The organism is Stenotrophomonas sp. 109824_Sma (genome assembly GCF_056480025.1).
Window position 1 is genome coordinate 805,742 of record NZ_CM151078.1, and the last position, 17,313, is coordinate 823,054.

The 17,313-nt window shown below is 67.8% G+C and carries 19 protein-coding genes; 9 read left to right on the forward strand and 10 right to left on the reverse strand.

Features of this window, described 5'->3' with window-relative positions; translation table 11 throughout:
- From ACZK1G_RS03655 to ACZK1G_RS03695, 9 genes are all read left to right on the forward strand, one after another.
- Positions 1-396 (forward strand): diacylglycerol kinase, encoded by a 396-nt coding sequence (locus ACZK1G_RS03655; protein WP_049443619.1) that lies wholly within the window; start codon positions 1-3, stop codon positions 394-396.
- A 33-nt stretch (positions 397-429) separates the two neighbouring features.
- Positions 430-1,179, forward strand: coding sequence for a TerC family protein (locus tag ACZK1G_RS03660; RefSeq protein ID WP_005408127.1), 750 nt, complete (start codon positions 430-432; stop codon positions 1,177-1,179).
- 225 nt (positions 1,180-1,404) lie between these two features.
- On the forward strand, positions 1,405-2,565 hold the full coding sequence (locus tag ACZK1G_RS03665) for an MFS transporter (protein WP_101764943.1): 1,161 nt from the start codon (positions 1,405-1,407) through the stop codon (positions 2,563-2,565).
- A gap of 538 nt (positions 2,566-3,103) precedes the next feature.
- On the forward strand, positions 3,104-3,721 hold the full coding sequence (locus ACZK1G_RS03670; protein ID WP_101764944.1) for a LemA family protein: 618 nt from the start codon (positions 3,104-3,106) through the stop codon (positions 3,719-3,721).
- A gap of 3 nt (positions 3,722-3,724) precedes the next feature.
- On the forward strand, positions 3,725-4,612 hold the full coding sequence (locus ACZK1G_RS03675) for a TPM domain-containing protein (RefSeq protein ID WP_478448046.1): 888 nt from the start codon (positions 3,725-3,727) through the stop codon (positions 4,610-4,612).
- Entirely contained in the window at positions 4,612-5,106 is a 495-nt protein-coding gene (locus tag ACZK1G_RS03680; RefSeq protein WP_049443625.1) for a TPM domain-containing protein, read from the forward strand. Before ACZK1G_RS03675 ends, ACZK1G_RS03680 begins: the two co-directional genes overlap by 1 nt.
- Before the next feature lie 51 nt (positions 5,107-5,157).
- On the forward strand, positions 5,158-6,045 hold the full coding sequence (gene lgt, locus ACZK1G_RS03685) for a prolipoprotein diacylglyceryl transferase (RefSeq protein WP_197622017.1): 888 nt from the start codon (positions 5,158-5,160) through the stop codon (positions 6,043-6,045).
- Entirely contained in the window at positions 6,042-6,836 is a 795-nt protein-coding gene (locus ACZK1G_RS03690) for a thymidylate synthase (RefSeq protein ID WP_049443628.1), read from the forward strand. Before lgt ends, ACZK1G_RS03690 begins: the two co-directional genes overlap by 4 nt.
- A 5-nt stretch (positions 6,837-6,841) precedes the next feature.
- Positions 6,842-7,333: a dihydrofolate reductase gene (locus ACZK1G_RS03695; protein ID WP_014036033.1), complete on the forward strand. Its 492-nt coding sequence runs from the start codon at positions 6,842-6,844 to the stop codon at positions 7,331-7,333.
- 89 nt (positions 7,334-7,422) lie between these two features.
- On the opposite strand, the gene ACZK1G_RS03700 is transcribed toward ACZK1G_RS03695, so the two are convergent.
- The 10 genes from ACZK1G_RS03700 to ACZK1G_RS03745 all read right to left on the reverse strand — a co-directional run bounded on the left by ACZK1G_RS03700 (position 7,423) and on the right by ACZK1G_RS03745 (position 17,288).
- Entirely contained in the window at positions 7,423-8,070 is a 648-nt protein-coding gene (locus ACZK1G_RS03700) for a DUF1287 domain-containing protein (protein ID WP_049443630.1), read from the reverse strand.
- Positions 8,067-9,083, reverse strand: a complete 1,017-nt coding sequence (locus ACZK1G_RS03705; protein ID WP_049443632.1) for a symmetrical bis(5'-nucleosyl)-tetraphosphatase — start codon at positions 9,081-9,083, stop codon at positions 8,067-8,069. The genes ACZK1G_RS03700 and ACZK1G_RS03705 overlap by 4 nt, the downstream gene beginning before the upstream one ends.
- A 15-nt stretch (positions 9,084-9,098) precedes the next feature.
- Complete coding sequence (gene apaG, locus ACZK1G_RS03710) at positions 9,099-9,482, reverse strand: Co2+/Mg2+ efflux protein ApaG (RefSeq protein WP_008268668.1); 384 nt, start codon at positions 9,480-9,482, stop codon at positions 9,099-9,101.
- 13 nt (positions 9,483-9,495) lie between these two features.
- A complete protein-coding gene (gene rsmA / locus ACZK1G_RS03715) occupies positions 9,496-10,299 on the reverse strand; it encodes a 16S rRNA (adenine(1518)-N(6)/adenine(1519)-N(6))-dimethyltransferase RsmA (protein ID WP_101764947.1) in 804 nt (267 codons plus the stop codon).
- Positions 10,296-11,276 carry a 4-hydroxythreonine-4-phosphate dehydrogenase PdxA gene (gene pdxA / locus ACZK1G_RS03720; protein WP_101764948.1) on the reverse strand — a complete coding sequence of 327 codons (981 nt, stop codon included), beginning with the start codon at positions 11,274-11,276 and terminating at the stop codon, positions 10,296-10,298. The genes rsmA and pdxA overlap by 4 nt, the downstream gene beginning before the upstream one ends.
- 3 nt (positions 11,277-11,279) lie before the next feature.
- Positions 11,280-12,626: a peptidylprolyl isomerase gene (locus tag ACZK1G_RS03725; RefSeq protein WP_075675326.1), complete on the reverse strand. Its 1,347-nt coding sequence runs from the start codon at positions 12,624-12,626 to the stop codon at positions 11,280-11,282.
- Positions 12,623-15,103 (reverse strand): LPS-assembly protein LptD, encoded by a 2,481-nt coding sequence (gene lptD / locus ACZK1G_RS03730; protein ID WP_168356108.1) that lies wholly within the window; start codon positions 15,101-15,103, stop codon positions 12,623-12,625. Before lptD ends, ACZK1G_RS03725 begins: the two co-directional genes overlap by 4 nt.
- Positions 15,104-15,192: 89 nt before the next feature.
- The gene (locus ACZK1G_RS03735) at positions 15,193-16,131 is read right to left on the reverse strand and encodes a histone deacetylase family protein (protein WP_101764950.1); all 939 of its coding nucleotides are present in this window, start codon (positions 16,129-16,131) and stop codon (positions 15,193-15,195) included.
- Positions 16,132-16,140: 9 nt separating this feature from the next.
- Entirely contained in the window at positions 16,141-16,695 is a 555-nt protein-coding gene (locus tag ACZK1G_RS03740; RefSeq protein ID WP_014036041.1) for a cob(I)yrinic acid a,c-diamide adenosyltransferase, read from the reverse strand.
- Between the two features lie 8 nt (positions 16,696-16,703).
- Entirely contained in the window at positions 16,704-17,288 is a 585-nt protein-coding gene (locus ACZK1G_RS03745) for a hypothetical protein (RefSeq protein WP_049443648.1), read from the reverse strand.
- Positions 17,289-17,313 lie beyond the last annotated feature (25 nt).

Here is a 17,313-nt window from a genome sequence, read left to right on the forward strand (position 1 = left end):
GTGGCTGATCAGTTCGGCCACATGCCCCGCGGCCCGCGCCGCATCTTCCAGGCCGCCCGCTGGTCCTGGCAGGGCCTGCGCGCCGCCTGGCTGCACGAGTCCTCGTTCCGGCTGGAGGTGTACCTGCTGGTGATGCTGACTCCGGTCGCGATCTGGCTGGGCCAGACCCCGGTCGAACGCGCGCTGCTGATCGGCTCGATGCTGCTGGTGCTGGCGATGGAGCTGGCCAACTCGGCCATCGAAGCGGTGATCGAACGCTACGGCAGCGAGATTCACGAGCTGGCCGGCCGCGCCAAGGACATGGGCTCGGCGGCGGTGTTCGTGCTGATGATGAACGTGCTGCTGTGCTGGGCGCTGGTCGTGGTTCCGCACGCGCTGGCCGGCAACTACGGCTGAAACCCCATTCCCCCACTGCCTTGAAGAGTTTCCATGTCCTTTGAGTTCCTCGCCGACCCCAATGCCTGGGTGACCCTGTTCACGCTCAGCGCGCTGGAAATCGTGCTCGGCATCGACAACCTGGTGTTCATTTCCATCGCGGTCAGCAAGCTGCCGGAAGAGCGTCGCCCGTTCGCCCGCAAGCTCGGCATCGCGGTGGCCTGCATCACCCGCATCGGCCTGCTGGTGTCGTTGGCCTACCTGGCGCACATGGCAGCCAACCTGTTCACCGTGGCCGGCATGGGCATCTCCATCCGCGATCTGGTGCTGATCGTCGGCGGCCTGTTCCTGATCATCAAGGGCTGCATGGAGATCAAGGAACTGATCAGCGGTGGCGAGGACGAAGATCCCAGCACCACCAAGGCCTCGGCCGTGTTCGGCTATGTGATCGCCCAGATCGCGGTGATCGACATCGTGTTCTCGCTGGACTCGGTGATCACCGCTGTCGGCATCGCCGACCACATCCCGGTGATGGTGGCCGCCATCCTGCTGTCGGTGCTGGTGATGCTGCTGGCCGCCAACCCGCTGGGCCGCTTCATCGACGCCAACCCGACCGTGAAGATGCTGGCCCTGGCCTTCATCCTGATGATCGGTGCGGTGCTGATCCTGGACGGCCTGGACGTGCACGTGCCCAAGCCCTACATCTACGCCGCGATGGGCTTCTCGGTGCTGGTGGAATGGCTGAACCTGCTGATGCGCCGCCGCGCCCGCGAACACAACGTGCCGGGCGCCGGCAACTGGTAAGCGCGCCACTGGCACGTGTGTCACCCAGAACCCCCGGCCTGGCCGGGGGTTCTGCGTTGTGGGGGCCCGGTTCTACAACGGCACTGCGGTTTTTGCACTTGCAGCGGGGTTCCGGCCTCCACTTGTGAATCAGGATCAACAGTGTTTTCCCGGGGCGAGGCTTAATCCGGTGTGGCAAAGCGCGCAGGCTACGCACTCCCGATTCCCGCCCCCCAGGAAACCTCCATGAATTCCAGAGCCGCCTTGCTGGCGCTTGCCGTCGGCGCCTTCGCCATCGGAACCACCGAGTTTGCCCCGATGGGCCTGCTGCCGGTCATCGCCGACGGCGTGGGTGTCGGCATTCCCACCGCCGGCATGCTGATCACCGCCTACGCCGTGGGCGTGATGCTGGGCGCACCGGTGATGACCCTGCTGATGGGCCGTTTCGGCAAGCGCACCGCGCTGATGCTGCTGATGTCGATCTTCGTGGTCGGCAACCTGTTGTCGGCGCTGGCCCCGAACTACGGGCTGCTGTTGCTGTCGCGCCTGGTCACCAGCCTCAACCACGGTGCCTTCTTCGGCATCGGTGCGGTGGTCGCCGCCAGCCTGGTGCCGAAGGAAAAGCAGGCCGCGGCCGTGGCCACCATGTTCATGGGCCTGACCATCGCCAACATCGGCGGTGTACCGCTGGCCACCTGGGTGGGCCAGCAGCTCGGCTGGCGCCTGTCCTTCGCCGGCACGGCGGTGCTGGGCCTGGTCGCGATCACCGCGCTGGGCTTTGCGCTGCCGGCGTCCGCACCGGGGCCGCGCCCGGACGTGCGCCGCGAACTGAAGGCGATCCTGCAGCCGCCGGTGCTGCTGGCGATGGCCACCACCGTGCTCGGCGCCGGTGCCATGTTCACCCTTTACACCTACGTAGCGCCGGTGCTGACCGAACTGACCGGTGCCTCCAACGGCTTCATCGCGATGTCGCTGGCACTGATCGGTATCGGCTTCACCCTCGGCAACGGCATCGGTGGGCGCATGGCCGACTGGTCGCTGGATGGCGCCACCCGCATCCTGCTGGCCGTCCTGGCGGTGCTGATGTTCGTGCTGCCGCTGGCCTTCATGAGCCACGCCACCGCTGCCCTCGGTGTGCTGCTGTTCGGCGCGGCGACCTTCGCCCTCGTACCGCCGCTGCAGATCCGGGTGATGCAGGCGGCCAGCGAGGCGCCGGGCCTGGCATCGTCGATCAACGTCGGTGCGTTCAACCTGGGCAATGCCGTGGGTGCGGCGCTGGGCGGTGCGGTGATCAGCTCGGGCCTGGGCTATGCCGCGATTCCGGTAGCCGGTGGCCTGCTGGCGGCCTCGGGGTTGCTGCTGGCGTGGCTGGGGCGTCCTCGTACTGCGGTGGCCGAAGCCTGCTGAGTGATGTGGGGTTCCGGCAGGGCTTGCAGCCCTGCACCCGCTGAGGCCACTGCAACAGCAAGAGCGTGCATTCCGTGGGATGGCGGGGTGGGTCAGTTTGCGGGGGACGCCGCAAGTACGTCCATGTAGGCTCGGTCGCGCCATCCATGGCGCTCACGCCCCCGCAAACTGACCCACCCCGCCTTCGACAGTTTCCCGCAGTCTGCCGGAACGGCGTCCTGCTCCGGTAGGTGTCGACCTTGGTCGACACAAATGCCTGAAGAACCGGCTTTTGCTTTTGATTTTTCTTTTGATCTTCCCGCGGTGCGCAGGAAATTGTCCGTGGCCGGGCGGGTGGGCGTGGCGGGGGTATCCGCGCCATGGATGGCGCGGCTAAGCCTCCACGGACGAATTCACGGCGTCCCCCGCCATGCCCACCCGCCCGGACTACCCAGGCGATCCATGAGCACGCCCCACCGCGGAGGGGGCGGCGCCCGATGGCCGGTCTTTCACCCGAACCATGGCATGCTCGGCGCCAAGCCCACCCGGAACCTCCGCCATGCGCCTGTTCACCCGCGTCCTGCCCCTGATGCTGTTGGCCTCCCTGCTGTCCGGCTGCGGCTACAACGCCATCCAGCAGAAGGATGAAGCGGTCAAGGCCAGCTGGTCGGAGGTCATCAACCAGTACAAGCGCCGCGCCGATCTGGTGCCCAACCTGGTGCAGACCGTGAAGGGCTTCGCCAGCCAGGAAGAGCGCGTGCTGACCGAAGTCACCAACGCCCGTTCGCGTGTCGGCCAGATCAACGTCAACGCCGACGACGAAGCCTCGCTCAAGCAGTTCCAGCAGGCCCAGGGTGAACTCGGCAGCGCGCTGTCGCGGCTGCTGGTGGTCAGCGAGAACTATCCGCAGCTGAAGTCCGACCAGAACTTCCGCGACCTGCAGGCGCAGCTGGAAGGCACCGAGAACCGCGTCACCGTCGCGCGCGGCCGCTACATCCAGCAGGTGCAGGACTACAACACCTACATCCGCTCGTTCCCGCAGGTGATCACCGCCAAGATCTTCGGCTACAAGACCAAGCCGAACTTCACCGTGGACAACGAAGCGCAGATCTCCAACGCGCCGGCGGTCGATTTCGGCAACGCGCCGCAGCAGCCGGCACCGCAGCCGGGCCACTGACCGATGCGCCTGGCCACTGCGCTGCTGGCCCTGCTGCTGTGGCTGCCGCTGGCGTCGCAGGCGCAGCAGCTGGCGCCGATTCCGGCGCTGGATTCGCCGGTGGTCGATACCTCCGGCACGCTGGACGCCACGCAGAAGCAGGCGCTGGTGCAGCAGGCGACTGACCTGCAGCAGCGCAAGGGCAGCCAGCTGCAGGTGTTGGTGGTGCCGACCACCCAGCCGGAGGACATCGCGCAGTACACCACGCGGGTCTTCGACCAATGGCAGATCGGCCGCAAGGGCGTGGATGACGGCGTGCTGCTGGTGGTGGCCAAGGATGACCGGCGCGTGCGCATCGAGCCGGGCTATGGTCTTGAAGGCGCCATCCCCGATGCCATCGCCAACCGGGTCATCCAGGAATACCTGGTCCCACGCTTCCGCAGTGGCGACTACGCCGGCGGCATCACCGATGCCACAGCGGTGCTGGTCAAGCTGATCGATGGCGAAACGCTGCCGGCACCGGTCAGCGGCCATCGCGGGCGGGAGCCTGGCGGTGGCGGCGACAGCTGGTTCCTGGCGTTGTTCATCGGTGTGTTCGCCGGCAGCATCCTGCGCGGTGTGTTCTCGCGCGTGCCGCGTCCGCTGCGTGGCCTGCTCGGCGGCGCCGGTGCAGCGCTGCTGGCCTTCGTGTTCACCTCCACCGTCCTGGCCAGTGGTGTGGCCGGCATCGTGGGCCTGATCGTGGCGATGCTCTCCGGCCATCCGGGCCGTTTTGCCGGTGGCGGCGGCTGGGGCGGCGGCAGCTGGGGCGGGGGAGGCGGTTTCGGCGGCGGCGGTGGATTCGGTGGTGGTGGCGGCTGGGGCGGCGGTGGTGGCCGTTCCGGCGGCGGCGGTGCTTCGGGAGGCTGGTGATGATCCAACGACTGTGTCGCCACGTGTTTTCGCCATCGGTGCGGCGCGCGTTCCCACCCGCCACGCTGCAGGCGATCACCGAGGCCATCGCGGCCGGTGAGCAGCGCCACGGCGGGCAGGTGATGTTCGCGGTGGAAGCGGACCTGCCGCTGGGTGCGCTGTGGCACAGGGTGACCCCGCGCCAGGCCGCCGAGCATGCCTTTGCGCGCCTGCGCACCTGGGATACCACCCACAACAACGGTGTACTGATCTACCTGCTGCTGGCCGACCACGCGATCGAGATCGTCGCCGACCGTGGCCTGCAGGGCCGGGTCAGCCAGGCGCAGTGGCAGCGGGTCTGCACCCACCTGCGCGAGGGGCTGCGCGGGCCGAACCCGGTCGAGGCGCTGCGTGGCGCCATTGAGGAAGTCTCGACCCTGGTGGAGGGGCACTTTCCGGCCTCGATGCGGTCAGACGATGACGGCCTGCCCAACACGCCCCAGCTCCTTGGTTGAGCCGGGGCCGCACTGGCCCGAGAATAGGCGTTCAACCGCAAGGCACCTTCCATGATCTATTTCCACGACATCGACCCCATCGCCCTCTTGCTGGGGCCGATCAAGGTGCATTGGTACGGCATCATGTACCTGCTCGGCTTCACTGCGGCCTGGCTGCTGGGCCGCAAGCGCATCGCCGACGGGCGCCTGCCGGGCGTCGATGCCAACGGCTTCTCCGACCTGCTGTTCTACGCCATGCTCGGCGTGGTGCTGGGCGGGCGCATCGGCTACATGCTGTTCTACGCGCTGGGCGATTTCCTGCACAACCCGCTGCTGCTGTTCAAGGTGTGGGATGGCGGCATGAGCTTCCACGGCGGCCTGCTGGGCGTGCTCGGTGCCTGCTGGTGGTGGTCGCGCAAGCACAAGCTGCACTTCTTCGACACCATGGATTTCATGGCGCCGCTGGTGCCGCTGGGCCTGGGCTTCGGCCGTATCGGCAACTTCATCGGTGCCGAGCTGTGGGGCAAGTACACCGACGGTACCTGGGGCGTGGTGTTCCCGTCCGGCCTGCCGGCCCCACTGAACCAGCTCGACCACGCAACGCTGCAGGCGCAGTTCGCGACCGGCGCGCTGAATCAGTTCGCTCGCCATCCCTCCCAGCTGTATGAGGCGTTCCTGGAAGGCCTGGTGATGTTCGTGGTGCTGTGGACGGTGTCGGCCAAGCCGCGTCATCGCTATCTGGTCGGTGGCCTGTTCGCACTGATGTACGGCCTGTTCCGCTTCGCCGTCGAGTTCGTGCGCATGCCCGACAACGGCGTCTACGTGGCCTTCGACTGGCTGACCCGTGGCCAGATCCTCAGCCTGCCGCTGATCGCCTTCGGCCTGGTGCTGCTGGTGATGTCGCGCCGCGCGCCGGTACTGCAGCCGCAGCTGCCGGTGGCTGCCGAGGGCAAGGCATGAAGCCCTACCTGGACCTGCTCTCGCACGTGCTGGAACACGGTGCGGAGAAGAGCGATCGCACCGGTACCGGCACCCGCAGTGTGTTCGGCTGGCAGATGCGCTTCGACCTCAACGAAGGCTTCCCGCTGGTCACCACCAAGAAGCTGCACCTGCGCTCGATCATCCACGAGCTGCTGTGGTTCCTGAAGGGCGACACCAACATCGGCTACCTGAAGGACAACCAGGTGCGGATCTGGGACGAGTGGGCCGACGAGAACGGCGACCTCGGCCCGGTCTACGGCAAGCAGTGGCGCAGCTGGGCCACTGCCGACGGCGGCGAGATCGACCAGATGCAGTGGCTGGTGGACGAGATCAAGCGCAATCCTGATTCGCGCCGGCTGGTGGTCAGCGCCTGGAACGTGGGCGAGCTTTCGCAGATGGCGCTGATGCCGTGCCACAACCTGTTCCAGTTCTACGTGGTGGACGGCAAGCTCAGCTGCCAGCTGTACCAGCGCAGCGGCGACATCTTCCTCGGCGTGCCGTTCAACATCGCCAGCTACGCGCTGCTGACCCATATGGTGGCGCAGGCCACCGGCCTGGGCGTGGGCGACTTCGTGCATACGCTGGGTGACGCGCACCTGTACTCGAACCACTTCGAGCAGGCCCGCGAGCAGCTGTCGCGTGAGCCGCGCGCGCTGCCGAAGCTGTGGTTGAACCCGGAGGTGACGGACCTGTTCGGCTTCCAGTTCGACGACATCCGCATCGACGGCTACGACCCGCACCCCGCCATCAAGGCGCCGGTGGCGGTGTGAGCGCAATGAAGCTCTCGATGATCGTGGCGCTGGACCGCAACCGCGGCATCGGCCAGGGCAATGCCATGCCCTGGCACCTGCCGGATGATTTCAAGCACTTCAAGGCGCTGACCCTCGGCAAGCCGATCCTGATGGGGCGCAAGACCGCCGAATCGATCGGCCGCGTGCTGCCGGGGCGGACCAACCTGGTGCTGACCCGCAGCGGCCAGGTGCCGTTCGAGGGCATGCGCGCGGTGGCGTCGCTGGACGAGGCGAAGGCGATTGCCGAAGGCGAGGGCACCAGCGAGCTGTGCATCATCGGCGGCGGCGAGATCTTCCGCCAGCTGCTCGACCAGGCCAGTGACCTGTACCTGACCTGGGTGGATGCCGAAGTGCCCGCCGACACGCATTTCCCCGAAGTGGATGCGCAGGACTGGCAGGAAGTGAGCAGCGAGCCGCACCCGGCCGACGAACGCCACGCTTACGCGTTCCGCTTCGTGCACTACGTGCGCCGCTGATCGCAACGCACCTGTAGAGCCGAGCCATGCTCGGCTGCTTTCCGCGGACACATCCCATAGCCGAGCATGGCCCGGCTCTACAGGATTGCCTACGGCATCCGGTAATGCCCGATGATCGCGTGCTGGAACAGCAGGTTCTCTTCGCGGGTGCCGCGCGCGATGTTGTGCAGTACCAGCGGCGTGCCATCGGCCAGCTGCCGGTCGGAGACGATGCCCACGTGCAGCAGGCCGTTGCCGTTGAGCTTCCAGGCAACGATGTCACCGGCTGCGTAGTCGGTGGCGAGGGCGGTGATCGGTTGCTGCCAGCCCTGCCGTTCGAACCAGCGCATCAGGTTCGGTACGCGACGATGATCGATGTTGCGATCCGGTCGTGACAGGCCCCAGATCGCCGGATAGGCACTGAAGTTGCCGCGCATGTCCTCGTGCACGCGTGCCTGCAGGTCCAGGCCTTGGCTGCGCAGGGCGCGCACCACCACGTCGGTGCACACGCCGCGATCCAGTGGCACATCACCGCCGGGATAGGCCAGCACCTGGTAGGCGGGATCGTAACGGGTGGTGACGCCGATCTGCGCGCGTGCTGCGGCCACCAGTGGCGGCGAAGGGGCCTGCGGCTGCGTCGGCGCATGTGCAGCACTATCCGCAGCCGTGGGAGCAGGCGGCGAGCCGGGCTGGCAGCCGCTGGCCAGGGCCAGCGGCAGCAGCAGCACCGTCCATGGTGCCCAGCTGCGCCGCGTCATGCCTGCGGCGGGGTGCTGTTGTTGTTGCCGCCACCCGTGCCGCCGCCACCACGACGGCGACGACGGCGTGGGCCACGGTTGCCCGGGTTGGCAGCGGCGGCGTTGCCGCCGCCCTGTTCCTTGCCCTGCGCCGCAGTGGCGAGGCGCTCGTGCGCCGGTCGCGCCGGCGGGCGGGCGTTGGGCACCGGTGCCGGTACATCGCGGCCCGGCACCTGCACCACGCGCAGTTCGTCGGTATCGAGCTGGATCGCGGTCAGCTTGCCGCCCCACACCGCGCCGGTGTCGATGGCGTGCACGCCCTGGGTGATGGTCAGGCCCAGCGCCGACCAATGGCCGCAGACGACCTTGAGGTCGCGCTCGACCCGGCCCGGCACTTCGAACCAGGGATACAGCCCCTGTTCCTGCGTGCCCGGCGTGCCCTTGTCCTCGATGCCGATGCGCCCCCGCGGGGTGCAGTAGCGCATGCGGGTGAGCACGTTGATGATCGCGCGCGAGCGGTCGTAGCCGGACAGGTTCGGGGCCCAGCTCGGCTTGTCGCCGTACATGTTGCGGAACAGCTTGCGGTAGCCGGCGCCGTGCAGCTGCACCTCGACCTCGGCGGCATGCTTCTCGGCCATCTGCGTGGTCCACTTCGGCGCCAGGCCGGCGTGCACCATCATCCAGCCCAGCTCGCGGTCCACGTGCACCAGCTTCTGCAGGCGCAGCCAGTCCAGAAGTTCGTCGCGGTCCTCGGCCTGCACGATGCGCAGCAGGTCCGGGTTGACCTTGCGCTGTTCCTCTTCGGTGCGTGCACCGACGGCCAGCAGCGAAAGATCATGGTTGCCCAGCACCACCACGCTGTGCTCGCGCAGCGAATGCACCAGCCGCAGCGTTTCCAGCGACTGGCCGCCGCGATTGACCAGGTCGCCACAGAACCACAGGGTGTCCTGCGCCGGGTCGAAGCGGATCTTCTCCAGCAATCGCTGGGTGACGTCATAGCAGCCCTGCAGGTCGCCGATCGCCCACACACTCATCGTTCGGCCTCCGTGTCAGTGCAGGGTACGCGGGACGGCCAGCACGAACGGTGCGACCGGCGCGGCAAATTCGGTGCCATCGTCGGCGACCATGTCGTAGTGCCCCTGCATGGTCCCGTGATCGGTCCCCAGCATGACACCGGACGTGTAACGGAAGTCTTCACCGGGGCGCAGCCGCGGCTGCTCGCCGATCACCCCGTCGCCATCGACATGCTCGACACGGCCATTGGCATCGGTGATGCGCCAGTGGCGTGCGACCAGGCGCGCCGCGACCCGCCCCTGGTTGTGGATGCGGATCGTGTAGGCGAACGCAAAGCGACCGTCTTCCGGGGCGGATTGATCGTCGAGGAAGCGCGGCGCGACTTCGACGGAGATGGCATAAACGTCAGCGTCTTCCATACCAGCAGTGTAATCAGGAGGCATTGGCCAAGGCGATGAATTCGGCCACGTCCAGCTGTTCGGCGCGGGCATCGGGACGCACGCCGGCGGCGATGAACTGCTCGGCGGACACCACGTTGTTCAGGGCATTGCGCAGGGTCTTGCGGCGCTGCCCGAAGGCGGCCTTGACCACGTCGGCAAAGCGCTTGTGGTCGTTGATGTTGATCGAGGCCGGGTCACGCGGCACCAGCCGCACCACGGCCGAATCGACCTTCGGCGGCGGCCGGAACGCGCCCGGCGGCACCACGAACAGCGAGGTCACCTGGCAGTAGGCCTGCAGCATCACGCTGAGGCGGCCATACACCTTGCTGCCGGGCCCGGCGGCCATGCGGTCGACCACTTCCTTCTGCAGCATGAAGTGCATGTCGCGGATGACCGCAGCATGCTCCAGCGCATGGAACAGGATCGGCGAGGAGATGTTGTAGGGCAGGTTGCCGACCAGGCGTATCGGCTGGCCGGCGGCCAGCTCGGTGAAGTCCACGCGCAGCACGTCGCGGTGGACGATGGTCAGCTCGCCCAGCGGCTCGGCGGCGGCGGTCAGCGGCGCGATCAGGTCGCGGTCGAACTCGATCACCGTCAGCTTCGGGTGCACGCGCAGCAGCGGTAGCGTGATCGCGCCCTGGCCGGGGCCGATCTCGACCAGGCGGTCGCCGTCTTTCGGATTGACCGCCATCACGATCTTGTCGATGTAGTGGCGGTCGGCCAGGAAATGCTGGCCAAGCTGCTTCTTGGCCGGTGCGGTGAACACCGGGCCGGAGGGGGAATGCGGGGAATTCATGCGCCCAGTGTACGTTGCCGCGCAAGCTGCGCACACAGCGTCGTTGCCGCCTGCAGGCTGGAGGGATCGGCGATGCCGCGGCCGGCCAGGTCCAGCGCGGTGCCATGGTCCACCGCCACGCGCGGGTAGGGCAGGCCCAGGGTCAGGTTCACCGCCTGTTCGAAGCCGGAATACTTCAGTACCGGCAGGCCCTGGTCGTGGTACATCGCCAGCACGGTGTCGAAGCCGGCCAGCTTGGCGGGCAGGAAGGCGGTATCGGCCGGCAGCGGCCCGACCAGGTCCATGCCCTCCGCGCGCAGGCGCTGCAGCAGCGGGATGACCAGATCCAGTTCTTCGCGGCCCAGGTGGCCGTCTTCGCCGGCGTGCGGGTTCAGGCCGAGCACGGCGATGCGCGGCGCAGCCAGGCCGAACTCACGGCGCAGTGCGGCATGCACGGTGCGCAGCGTGTGCTCCAGGCCGGGTGCGGTGATCGCATCGGCCACCTCGCGCAGCGGCAGGTGGGTGGTGGCCAGGGCCACGCGCACGATGTGGTTGGCCAGCATCATCACCACCTTCACCCCGGCCTGGTCGGCCAGCAGTTCAGTGGTGCCGCTGTAGGCGATGCCGCCTTCGTTGATGACCGCCTTGTGCACCGGGCCGGTCACCACGCCGTGCAGTTCGCCGGACAGGCAGGCCTGGCCGGCGCCGAGCAGGGCACCGATGACCGCGCCGGCATTGGCCGGATCGGCCTGGCCGAAGCGGCTGGGCGCGGCGTTGCGGACGGCACGCAGGCGCAGATCGCCGGGGACGCGTGCTTCGGCGTCCTCGGGCAGCAGTTGCAGGGGCAGGTTCAGCGCGGCCGCGGCCGCGTGCAGGGTGTCCGGGTCGGCGAAGGCCAGCAACCGGCAATCTTCACGCGGCTGCTGGACGAGGCGGACACACAGCTCCGGGCCGATCCCGGCGGACTCGCCCGGTACCAGAGCGAGCTCGGGGCGCATCGGTCAGGACTGCGGCGGGGTGGCGGTGTTTTCCGCGCGGTCGCCACTGCGGAAGCTGACGTAGGCTTCGCCACGGAGTTCCTGCAGGAAGCGGTTGTACTCGTCTTCCAGCTTGCGGCGGCCGATGGTCTCGCGGACCTGGGCACGCTGGTTGTCGGTGGTCACGTCGGTCTGGCGGGTCGCCACGCGCTGCACGATGTGCCAACCGGCATCGGTGCGGAACGGCTGGCTGACGCCACCGTCCTGGAGGCCTTCCACCTGCTGGCCGAAGGCCGGACCGAACGCGTCGGCCGGGAACCAGCCCAGGTCACCGCCCTGGCCCTTGCTGTTGTTGTCCTCGGAGGACTCCTTGGCAACGGTCTGGAACTCGGCACCACCGGCAATGCGGGCACGCAGGGTGTCGATCTTGGCCTTGGCGGCGGCGTCGGTCTGGTGGTCGTCCACGCGCACCAGGATGTGGCGGCCGTGGAACTCGGTGACCGTGTGTTCGCCGGCGGCGGCGGAGCTGCTGTCACGCACTTCCACCAGCTTCAGCAGCTGGAAGCCGCTCGGGCCACGGATCGGGCCGACCACTTCGCCGGGCTTCATCTTTTCCATCATCTGGGCGAAGGCCTGCGGGATTTCATCCAGGCTGCGCCAGCCCAGATCGCCGCCTTCCAGTGCATTCGGGCTGTCCGAATAGCGCACGGCCGCCGCGTTGAAGTCCAGCTCGCCCTTGTCCAGCAGGGTCTTCACACCATCGGCCTTCTTCTGGCCGGTGGCGATCTGGTCGGCGTTGGCGCCGTCGGGCAGGGCGATCAGGATGTGCGCCAGGTGGTACTGGTTGCCCACCGTGGCCTGCTGCTTCAGCGCGGCGTCGACTTCACCCTCGCTGACGCTGATGCGGCTCTGCGCGAAGCTCTGGCGCAGGCGCTGCACGGTGATCTCGTCACGCACCGAAGCACGGAAATCGTTGAAGTCGATGCCGTCATGGGCCAGGCGCTGGCGCAGGGCATCCAGGTTCGAACCATTCTGCTGGGCGATGGAATTCATCGCCTGGTTCAGCTCCTGGTCGCTGACACGGATGCCACTGCCCTGGGCGCGGGCCACCTGCAGCTTGACCAGCACCAGGCGTTCGAGCACCTGGCGGCTGAGCACGTCTTCCGGCGGCAGCTGGTTTTCACGGCCGGCGTACTGCGCCTTGATGTTGGCGATCGCACGCTGGAGCTCGCTCTGCAGGATCACGTCCTCATCGACGACGGCGGCGATGCGGTCAAGCGGCTGCGCCTCCTGGGCAAGCACCTGCAGGGGGGCGGACACGCTGGACACCGCCAGCAGCGAGGCGAGAAGAACGGGGAAGCGCTTGGTCATGGGATCAGGTTCGGATCGTAGTCATCCCGGGTCGCCCCGGTGTTGCTCGGCGGCACGAGATAGAGGTCGTCGCGGTTGTAGCCGAGGATAGCACGGCGCAGGGTGCGGTCCGTGTCCTGCCCCAGGGAGCTCAGGCCCTTGAGCACGAACTCCAGCTGGATGGCGTTGTTCATCTCGCCTTCGCGGTTGCGGACGTAGCGGCGGCCGACCACACGCACGGCCAGGCAGCAGCTGTCCCACTGGACGCCGGCGATGATTTCCAGCGGTTCCTTGTCCTGCAGCGAGTAGTAGTAGCGGCCGACCAGGCTCCAGCGCGCATTCAGCGGATACAGGAACGACAGGTCGGCCTGTTCCAGCAGCGTCCGGTCATGCTTGTTGGCGGTGGCCGGGGCGCCGGAGTTGATGCGGTAGCGGTAGCTGAGGTTGATCACGCCATCGTTGGGCATCAGGTAGCGGGCACGGACGCTGGCCAGATCCTCGCGCTTGTACTTCGGGTCCCACTGGTAGGTGGCGCCCAGGGTCCAGCGGTCGTTGATCATGTAGTTGCCGTCGGCGATCCAGGCCGACTTGCCCTTTTCCACCGGCGCGCCGCCCGGGGTGACGGTCACCCGCGACTCGTCGAAGTACTGGATCTGGCCGATCGAGGCCGAGAAGCGTTCCTTGCCGGTGGTCTGGTCGATGAAGCGGGTACCCAGTGCCAGGGTCAGCTGGTTGGCATCGTTCTGGCGATCTGCGCCGGTATAGCGCGAGTCGCGGAACAGCTGGCCCCAGCTGAAGGTGAAGTCACGGGTATCGAAGATCGGCAGGTCGTCCTGGTTGCGGTAGGGCGTGCGCAGGTAGAACAGGCGCGGCTCCAGCGTATGCAGGAACGACTTGCCACCGATGGTGGTCTCGCGATCGAAGAACAGGCCGGCGTCGATGCTGCCGATCGGCAGGCTGCGGCTGGGCGATTTGTTGCCGCGCAGCTGCTCCGGCGTGGCCGTGTTCGGGTCGATGCCCTGCGAAACCAGCACGTTGCGGCGGACGCTGTCGGCCAGGCCCTGGTCCAGGTCGTAGCCGGTGTAGCGGTAGGCCAGGGTCGGGGTGACGTACCAGGCCGCGCCGCTGATCGGGAACGACACATACGGCTTCACGTCCAGGCGCGAGCCGCCGTACATGCGCAGGGTCTGGCCATTGCGCGTGTACTGCAGGTCCGGGCCGGCACTGGCGTCGTACTTGTAGTTGATGTCGTCGTGGGTGAAGCGCACGGCTTCGGCGTAGACGCCGGTTTCCAGCCACGGCAGGACCGGCTTGTCCCAGTTGAAGTACAGGCGCGGCTGGCGGTTGTAGGGCAGCGCGCTTTCATTGAGCGTGTAGTCGGTCAGCTGCCAGCGGTCGGCCATGATGCCGGCCGTCCAGTTCTTGCCGGTGCCGTACAGGCCCACGGTGCTCTGCAGGTTCGAGGCGGTCACGCCGACCAGGCGGTTGGCGAAGTCTTCGACATAGCGCTCGTCGCTGACCCAGGCGAGGTTGGCGCGGGCCTGCCAGTGGCTGTCCACGTTGTGGTAACCGCTGAACATCACCCGGCCGCGGTCGCGGTCGCGCAGCTTGTCGTTGGGGATGTAGGCGGTCAGCAGCTCGCCGCGGCCGCCGTTGTAGAGGTAGCGGAACTCGTTGTCGAGCATCAGGCCACGCCGGCTCATGTAGCGCGGCATCAGCGTGTCGTCGTAGTTCGGCGCCAGGTTCAGGTAAATCGGCTGGGTGTAGTCGAAGCCGTTGCGGCCGGACATGCCCAGCTGCGGGAACAGCAGGCCGGTCTTGCGGCGGTCGTCGATCGGGAACTTGAAGTACGGCGCCCACAGGACCGGCACCTTGCCGATGCGCAGCACGGCGTTGCGGGCCGTGCCGAAGCCTTCGTCGTTGTCCACTTCGATCTGCGGCGCCGACAGCTTCCACACCGGCTGCGACGGGTCGCAGGTGGTGTAGGTGGAGCGGTGCATCTGGCCGACCGCGCCCTGCAGGTCGACCGACTCGGCATCACCGTTGCCGCGGCGCGACACCAGCTGGTACTTGATGTCGGTGATCTTGTGGGTGTCGCTTTCCTGGTTGCCCTCGGCGCGCTTGGCGACCATGCGGATCGAGGAGTCCTGGTAGCGGACATTGCCGTCGGCGATGTAGTTGCCGGTCTCGGTATCGAAGCTGAGCTTGTCGGTGCCGACGAACTGGTCGCCGCGGCGCAGGGCCACGTTGCCTTCGTACTGCGGCACGGTGGTGGTGCCCAGCAGCTGGTCGCCCTCGATGTCGGTCGGCTGCTGCTCGCGCGCGGCGCTGGCGGCGGCCTTGTCCTGCCCCGGGACCGGGACAGGGGCATCGGTGAACGCGGGAATCACGTCGGTAGCCGGGCACAGGCCCCAGTTGAGCGGCTTTTCATCGGCCATTGCCGGCAGGCAGATGGCGATGCTCAGAGGCAGGGGAAGCAGGCGGAGGGCTCGGCGCACGCGGTTCGGATTCGGGCGAAAACGGACGGTAGCTTGCCCCATCCCTTGCATAGGGGCAATGAAGGGCGTCGGATCCTGCCGGTTCGGGTTCATCCGGAGACGCTGTCCGGAGGGGCCGGTATCAAGGCCCGGACATGGGCCACGCTGCACTCGGCAAGAGCCTGCAGGTCATAGCCGCCTTCCAGCATCGAGACCACCCGGCCGGCCGCATGGCGGCGCGCCAGCGCATGCAGTTCGCGGGTGATCCAGGCGAAATCGTCGGTTTCCAGCATCAGGTCGGCCTGCGGGTCGCGCAGGTGGGCATCGAAGCCGGCCGAGATCAGCAGCAGCTGCGGCCGGAAGTCGTCGATGGCCGGCAGCATCTCGTCGGCCCACACATTACGGAAGCGGAAACCGCCACTGCCGGGTGGCAGCAGGATGTTCATCAGGTTGCCGGCACCGCGGTCGCGGCGCAGGCCCGAGTTGGGGAACAGGCCGGCCTGGTGGGTGCTGTAGTACGAGACCCGGGCGTCGTGCTGGAAGATGTCCTGGGTGCCGTTGCCATGGTGGACATCGAAATCGACCACCGCGATGCGCTCCAGCCCATGACGGTCACGGGCGTAGGCGGCGGCGATGGCGATGTTGTTGAGCAGGCAGAAGCCCATCGCGGTGCTGCTGGTGGCGTGGTGGCCCGGCGGCCGCACCGCGCAGAACGCCAGCGGGTCTTCGCCCAGCATCACCGCATCTACCGCCGCCACGCCGGCACCGGCGGCATGCACGGCGGCACTGGCCGAGCCGGGCGAGGTCCAGGTGTCCATGTCCAGCTGGCGCAGCGGCACGGTCTGCGGCTGCAGCACGAAGTCGAGCAGGGCGCTGTCGTGGACCCGGGTCAGTTCGCCGAACTTGGCCGGCGGCGCCTCGCGCCAGTCCAGCTGGCTGGGGAATGCGGCGTGCAGGGCATCCAGCACATGTTGCAGGCGTTGCGGGCACTCCGGATGGCCGGGGCCGGGGTCATGCAGCAGGCAGGACGGATGGGTGAAGACCAGCATCGTGCCGACTCAGCGCTGGCGCTGCTGTGGTTGCCACAGCGCTTCGCCGTGGCCATCGGCACGGGCCAGCACCCGGGCCAGCACGAACAACAGGTCCGACAGCCGGTTGAGGTACTGCAGCGCCTCGCTGCGCACGGCCTCGTGACGGGCCAGGGTGACCGTCTCGCGCTCGGCGCGGCGGACGATGGTGCGGGCCAGGTGGCAGCGTGCGGCGGCCTCGCCACCGGCCGGCAGGATGAATTCCTTCAACATCGGCAGGCTGGCGTTGTAGTGGTCCAGCTGCTGTTCCAGTGCCGAGACATCGGCGGCGTGGATCGCGGCGTGGCCGGGGATGCACAGTTCGGCGCCCAGGTCGAACAGCTGGTGCTGCAGATGCACCACCAGCGCGCGGACATCCTCGGGCAGCGCCGTGGCCAGCAGCAGGCCGAGCGCGGCATTGGCTTCGTCGACGGTACCGTAGGACGCCACGCGGGCGTCGTCCTTGGCCACGCGCTGGCCGTCGCCAAGGCCGGTACTGCCGTCGTCGCCGGTGCGGGTGTAGATGCGCGAGAGGCGATGACCCATGGCGCGGCTCAGTGGCGGATGTCGCGGCGTGCCTGCTGGAGCTTCAGTACCTGCTCCACGGCCAGCTGCAGGGCGGCGCCGAGCGCCACGTAGATCGCGGTGGTGCGCAGGTACGGCCCGAACCACTGTGCGTAGTTCTGTGCCCAGCCGGCCAGGGTCGGTTCGGCCACGTTGCGGCTGGTCCAGTAGAAGCCGCCCTGCGCCAGCAGGTGGCAGACCGCCACCGAGGCCACCAGCAGCAGCGCGCCCTTGGCCAGCACCGGCCAGCGTGCCCCCTGGTAGTTGCGGCCCAGCAGCATGCCGCCGGCCCACAGCGAGAAGTAGGCCGGCAGCAGCAGCCAGTAGCCCGGCGACACGCAGTAGTGCTGCCAGAAATCCAGGCCGCTGCTGCGGATCACGATCCAGTCCACCAGCACCGCGAACACCATCAGCAGCGGGAACGCCCAGCGGGTCCAGCCGGCCAGGTAGAAGCCACCGATGAAGAACACCGCCCAGGAGGCATCGGGGATTGCCGCGAAGTGGTTGACCCGGGTCGTCGCCAGCAACAGCACGAGTACGGACAGGACGAAGGCACGGTTGGCGGTGGCGGACATGGCAGCGGGCCCGGAGCGGATTCAG